Consider the following 363-nt stretch of genomic DNA (forward strand, 5'->3'; position numbering starts at 1 on the left):
TGTACAACCACCAGTTGCCACAGTCAGCGCTCAAGAGTAGTACGCCAATGCAGGCCATGAAAGAGTGGTACCAAGAGCACCCGGATCTGTTTCACAAGCGGCCATATGATCGTCCGGGATGTGACACATACCCAAACCGATTCCCCCCCCCATCCAGCCCAATCGGATCGCCCTGCGTGTACCGCCCCGTCCTGCCGTCATAGCTCCTGAAGTAGTTGTAGTGCAGCTTGGTCTCTGCGTCAAAGTACTGCCCCGGATACCGCAGGTTGAAGGTCACCTCAGGCACGCTGGTGGCGCCCGTCGTCGGGGTGGTAGTCTCGCTGGTGAAGCGCTTGGCCGCCGTGGTGGGTTGCTCATCGCCAA

The 363-nt window shown here is 59.5% G+C and carries 2 pseudogenes; one reads left to right on the top strand and one right to left on the bottom strand.

The annotated features are described in order from the left end of the window. Positions 1–203: pseudogene (locus KW835_RS27215) on the top strand (hypothetical protein); the annotation flags it as partial. Here KW835_RS27215 and KW835_RS27220 read toward each other — a convergent pair. After that, a pseudogene (locus KW835_RS27220) lies at positions 182–286 on the bottom strand (hypothetical protein); the annotation flags it as partial. The pseudogenes KW835_RS27215 and KW835_RS27220 overlap by 22 nt on opposite strands. Positions 287–363: the final 77 nt, after the last annotated feature.

The organism is Acidovorax sp. sic0104 (assembly GCF_019219095.1).
Classification (GTDB): Bacteria; Pseudomonadota; Gammaproteobacteria; order Burkholderiales; family Burkholderiaceae_C; genus Acidovorax.